At 65.0% G+C, this 4661-nt stretch carries 6 protein-coding genes and 1 pseudogene; 1 reads left to right on the top strand and 6 read right to left on the bottom strand.

From position 1 onward, the window contains the following. On the bottom strand, positions 1-148 hold a 148-nt coding region (locus A9W96_RS31830), incomplete at its 3' end, for a DUF3097 family protein (protein WP_156765420.1). A 218-nt stretch (positions 149-366) separates the two neighbouring features. Here A9W96_RS31830 and A9W96_RS26175 point away from each other — a divergent pair. After that, positions 367-654 (top strand): DUF3349 domain-containing protein, encoded by a 288-nt coding sequence (locus A9W96_RS26175; protein ID WP_066867039.1) that lies wholly within the window; start codon positions 367-369, stop codon positions 652-654. A gap of 22 nt (positions 655-676) precedes the next feature. Here the strand turns inward: A9W96_RS26175 and A9W96_RS26170 are convergent, their stop codons facing one another. From A9W96_RS26170 to A9W96_RS32920, 5 genes and pseudogenes are all read right to left on the bottom strand, one after another. Then, positions 677-1684 (bottom strand): patatin-like phospholipase family protein, encoded by a 1008-nt coding sequence (locus A9W96_RS26170; protein WP_082972630.1) that lies wholly within the window; start codon positions 1682-1684, stop codon positions 677-679. Then, on the bottom strand, positions 1665-2735 hold the full coding sequence (locus A9W96_RS26165; protein ID WP_066867035.1) for an ABC transporter ATP-binding protein: 1071 nt from the start codon (positions 2733-2735) through the stop codon (positions 1665-1667). Before A9W96_RS26165 ends, A9W96_RS26170 begins: the two co-directional genes overlap by 20 nt. A gap of 2 nt (positions 2736-2737) precedes the next feature. After that, entirely contained in the window at positions 2738-3544 is an 807-nt protein-coding gene (locus A9W96_RS26160; protein ID WP_369830877.1) for a carbohydrate ABC transporter permease, read from the bottom strand. Between the two features lie 22 nt (positions 3545-3566). Further along, a pseudogene (locus A9W96_RS26155) lies at positions 3567-4471 on the bottom strand (carbohydrate ABC transporter permease); the annotation flags it as partial. Positions 4472-4531: 60 nt separating this feature from the next. Beyond that, the coding region (locus A9W96_RS32920) for a hypothetical protein (RefSeq protein WP_231999911.1) at positions 4532-4661 on the bottom strand (130 nt) is incomplete at its 5' end.

The following is a 4661-nucleotide window of genomic DNA, read 5'->3' as shown; positions in this document are numbered from 1 at the left end:
CCACCCGACCATATTCGACGCGCACCACCGCGCCGACATATCCGGTTTGCACGTCCTCGACCACCAGGCCAAGTTCGGCCGGATGTTCCGTCGAGCGGGGCTTGCGTCGTCCTGCGGCCAGTACATCGGTTCCATAGCGATCCACCACGCCGGCAATACTAGAAAGCCTTGCGGCCAAACGTCGTTACGGCGCGCCATGGCCGGCGAATCGCCACCGGGACCACTCCCCGTGCGCCGCATCGCCGGCCGTAAAAAATGCGTTTAACTGTGTGGCGTTACTCAGCAGATGACGTCACCGGTGGTACGTTGCTAGCTATGGCAAGCACTGCCGCTTACGCAAGCCGCGGCGGTTAGCGAGGTGGACGCATGGACCTGTCGCACTGGGTGACAAGCATTGTGGCTTTCGTGCGCGCCGGCTACCCCTCCGGCATGCCGGTCACCGGGTACGTGCCGCTGGTGGCGTTGACGCGCCGCCGGCTCTGCGACGACGACATCACCGTCATCGCAAGGGATCTCATCGCGCGTCGCCTCTGGCCGATCAGTTCCATCGATATCGGTGTGGAGGTCACCCGGATCACCAACCAGCTGCCCTCCCTCGACGACGTCTCGCGGGTGCAGCGTCGCGTTCATGCGCTCCGCTGCCCGCGCGGATAAGCGGCACGAACGGTCGACGCCGTCACGGTGATTTGTGCACCGGGGCGCCGCAGGCCTTCAAATAGTCGGCGTAGTTCCAGGTTTGCAGAAACTGTTGGCCCGCTTGCAATCCTCGGGCATAGAGCGCTTCACGTTGCGCGGTGGTGATGTTGAAGTCGATCGGGCTGACCTCGTCGGCGGGCACAAAGATGGTGCGCCGCACGGTGCACGGGTCATCGATGTAAGCGTTGTCTTGATTGCTCACCAGGGTCTCTATCGCCGCAAGTCCCAACGACACCGGGCCATGCACGGGATGGGTGGGCGGGATGCCGGGACGCGCCGACAACCGAATCCCGAACGTGGGCCATCGCGGTTGCGCATCGGGCCGGTCGAACAGCTCGACCGGAAAGTCCGACAACAACCCACCGTCCACCCACGTCGCGCCGCCGACCCGAACGGGCTCGAACACATAGGGAATGGCCGACGACGCGTGCACCGCGCGCGCCACCGGGAAGGCGTCGGGGTCGATGCCATAGGAGCCGAGGTCCCAAGGGATTCGAACCAGGCGGCGCCGCGACAGGTCGCTGGCGGTGACGACGAGCGACCAGGCGAACTGGGTGGGCTCTTCGCCCGTGCGCAGATCGCCGAACGTCCGCACGCCCAGATCGCGGAGCAGGCTGGCGAGCAACTGTTCGAGATATGCCCCGCGATAGACACCGTCGGAGGTCAACAACGACAGTCCCCCGCCGATCAGCGGTATCCGCCCGATCCAGTTGCGGTCGAGGAACTTCCGGTAGTCGATGGTGCGCATCACCTCGGCCAGCCGGCTCAACGGCTCGCCGGCCACCTGCAGGGCGGCGACCAGCGAGGCGACGATCGCACCGGCGCTGCTTCCCGCGACGCGCGGGAATCGGTAGCCGGCCTGGGCGAGCGCATCCACCGCGCCGACCAGTCCGATACCCCGGACGCCACCGCCCTCGCACACCAAGTCGGCACGGTTTGTGGTCACCGCAGCCCCCCGTCCGGATCGTTCAGCAAATTCGGCGGCCATCGACGCCGAAGAAGTGCAGGTGCCCGGGTACCGGGTGCAGGCGCACCCGGCTGCCCTTCTGCGGAGGGTTTCGCCCGTCGGCCCGCGCGACGATGGGCGCGTCGATCACCTTGCCCGAACCGGTGATTCGCCCATACAGGTAGGCGTCCGCCCCAAGCTCCTCCACCACGTCCACCTCCATCTCGACGCCGAGACCACCCAGCTCGAAATGTTCGGGACGGACCCCCACGACTACCTCACCTGCACCGCCGGTGACCTCGCGGGGCAATGCTATCGGCCAATCACCCAGCGACACAGCCGAATCCACGACAGGGAGGGTAAACAGGTTCATCGCCGGGGATCCGATGAAACCCGCCACGAAGACGTTGTCCGGGTTTCGGTAGAGCTCGCGAGGCGGTGCGAACTGCTGCAGCACGCCGTCGCGCAGGACGGCGACGCGGTCGCCCATCGTCATGGCCTCGACCTGGTCGTGGGTGACGTAGACGGTGGTGGTGCCCAGCCGCCGTTGCAGCGCGGCGATCTGGTTACGGGTCTGCACCCTTAGTTTGGCGTCGAGGTTCGACAGCGGCTCGTCCATCAGGAACACGTGCGGCCGGCGCACGATCGCCCGCCCCATCGCCACGCGTTGGCGTTGTCCGCCGGACAGGTCTTTCGGCTTTCGGTCGAGATAGGGTTGCAGGTCAAGCAGTTTCGCCGCGTCCAGCACCCGCTCGCGGATCTGGGCCTTCGGCGTCCTGGCGATCTTCATGGCGAATCCCATGTTCTGGGCCACCGTCATGTGCGGGTAGAGCGCATAGTTCTGAAAGACCATCGCAACGTCGCGATCCTTGGGATCGACGTTGGTGACGTCGCGGTCGCCGATCCGGATGTGGCCGGAGTCGACGGCTTCCAGGCCGGCCACCATCCGCAGCGAGGTGGTCTTGCCGCATCCCGACGGCCCCACCAGAACGACGAACTCGCCGTCGGCGACAGTTAAGTCCAGGTTGTCCAGGGCGGGGCGATCCGCTCCGGGGTAGCGACGGGTTGCCTGCTCGAAAGTCACCGAGGCCATGGTCAACCGCCCATCCCGGTGACGGCGATCCCGCGGACGAACGAGCGTTGCGCGATCGCGTAGATGATGACCAGAGGCAGCATGATGAGCATCGAGGTTGCCATCAAAACCGGCCATCGGGCAACATATTCGCCCTTCATCCGGACCAGGCCCAGTGTCAGGGTGGCCAGGCTGTTGCGCTGGATCATCAGCAGCGGCCACAAGAAATCATTCCAGACATTGACCCAGGTGAGCACCGCGAGCACCATCACGGCCGGCCTCGCGTGGGGCAGCAGGATTCGCCAATACACCTGCCACGGTGAACAACCGTCGAGTATCGCGGCCTCCTCGAGATCGGTGGGCAGGGTGCGGAAGAACTGCCGCATCAGGTACGTACCGAATGCGCTGCCGAAGAACCCCGGCACGATCATCGCCCATGGGGTGTCGACCCAGCCCAGGGTTCGCATCACCAGGAATTGCGGGATCACCGTGACCGTCAGGGGCACCATCAAGGTGCCGAGATACACGACGAACAGCGCGTCGCGGCCACGGAAATCCAGTCGCGCGAAGGCATATCCGGCCAGCGAGCAGAAGAAAACATGGCCGGCGGTGACGCAGCCCACGTACAGCACGGTGTTGAAAAACATTCGCCCGAACGGCATCAGCGCGAACACCTCGGTGTAGTTCGACCACCGCGGGTGTGCGGGCAACAGCGTGGGTTCGCTGACCTCGCCTTCGGTTTTCAGCGAACCCGACACCGCCCACGCGATCGGAAACAGGGCGCACCAGGCGACGGCGAGCAGCGCGCCATAGACGACGGCGCCGCGCAAGACGGTGCGCTTGAGGACACCCTCACTTAAGCCCACGCGAATTCTCCAAAGATCGTCGATGGCTGACTCGCAACTGCACGACGGTCAGCACCAGCAAGACCGCGAACATCACCCACGCCAGCGCGGAGGCATATCCGAATTCGAGGAACGAGAACGCGTGCTGGAACAGCATGATGCCCAGGACGTAGGTCGCCGATTCCGGCCCGCCAGTGGGGCCGGTGAGCACGTAGACCATGTCGAACGCCTGGAATGCGTGGATGACCGAGATGATGACGACAAACGATATCGACCCCCGGATCAACGGCACGGTGATGGAGACGAATTGCCTTATCTCACTGGCACCGTCGATCTTGGCGGCCTCATAGACCGTACCCGGAACGCCTTGCATCGCGGCCAGCAGCACGACGGCGGCGAAGGGCACGCTGCGCCAGACGCTGACGATGCACAGTGAGGCCATCGCCCAGCGCGGCTCGACCAACCATGGGACCGGCCCGAGTCCGATCCAGCCGAGCATGATGTTGAGCAAGCCGTTGTCGGTGTTGAACACGAACTGCCACACCACCGCCATCACGACCGATGAGATCGCCAACGGCAGAAAGACGATCGTCCGGAAGACGCCGATGCCCCTGACCTTCCGGTTCAGCACCCCGGCGACGGCCAGGCTGATCAGGACCGTCGGCACGACCGTTCCGACGGTGAAGATCACGGTGTTGCGGATCGCGATCAAGAAGAGCGGATCCGAGGTGAACAAGTCGCCGAAGTTCTTCAGACCCACGAATTGTGGCGGGGTGAACACGTCCCATCGCTGGAAGCTCATGTAGAGCGAGAAACCCAGCGGGAACAGCATGAACACCGCGACCGCCACCATGTTGGGTGCGACGAACAACCGGCCCGCCCATGCGTGTCGGCGCCACGGGCTCGGGTTCTGCGGTGGCTTCGGCCTCGCCTTGCCCGCCGGGGCGGCCGCGCCGGTCGCGTCCATCGCGGTCATGGGCTGCGCAACACCTCGTCGACGGAGCGGGACAATCCGCTCAATGACGTCGCCGGCTGGCGGCCTCGCAGCACTGGACCAAAGTTGCGGTCCATCAAGGCATTGACCTTCTCCCAAGCCGGCGTG

Origin of the sequence: Mycobacterium sp. 1245852.3 (assembly GCF_001669335.1) — a bacterium.
Classification (GTDB): domain Bacteria; phylum Actinomycetota; class Actinomycetes; order Mycobacteriales; family Mycobacteriaceae; genus Mycobacterium; species Mycobacterium europaeum_A.
This window is presented reverse-complemented; position numbering and strand designations above follow the sequence as displayed.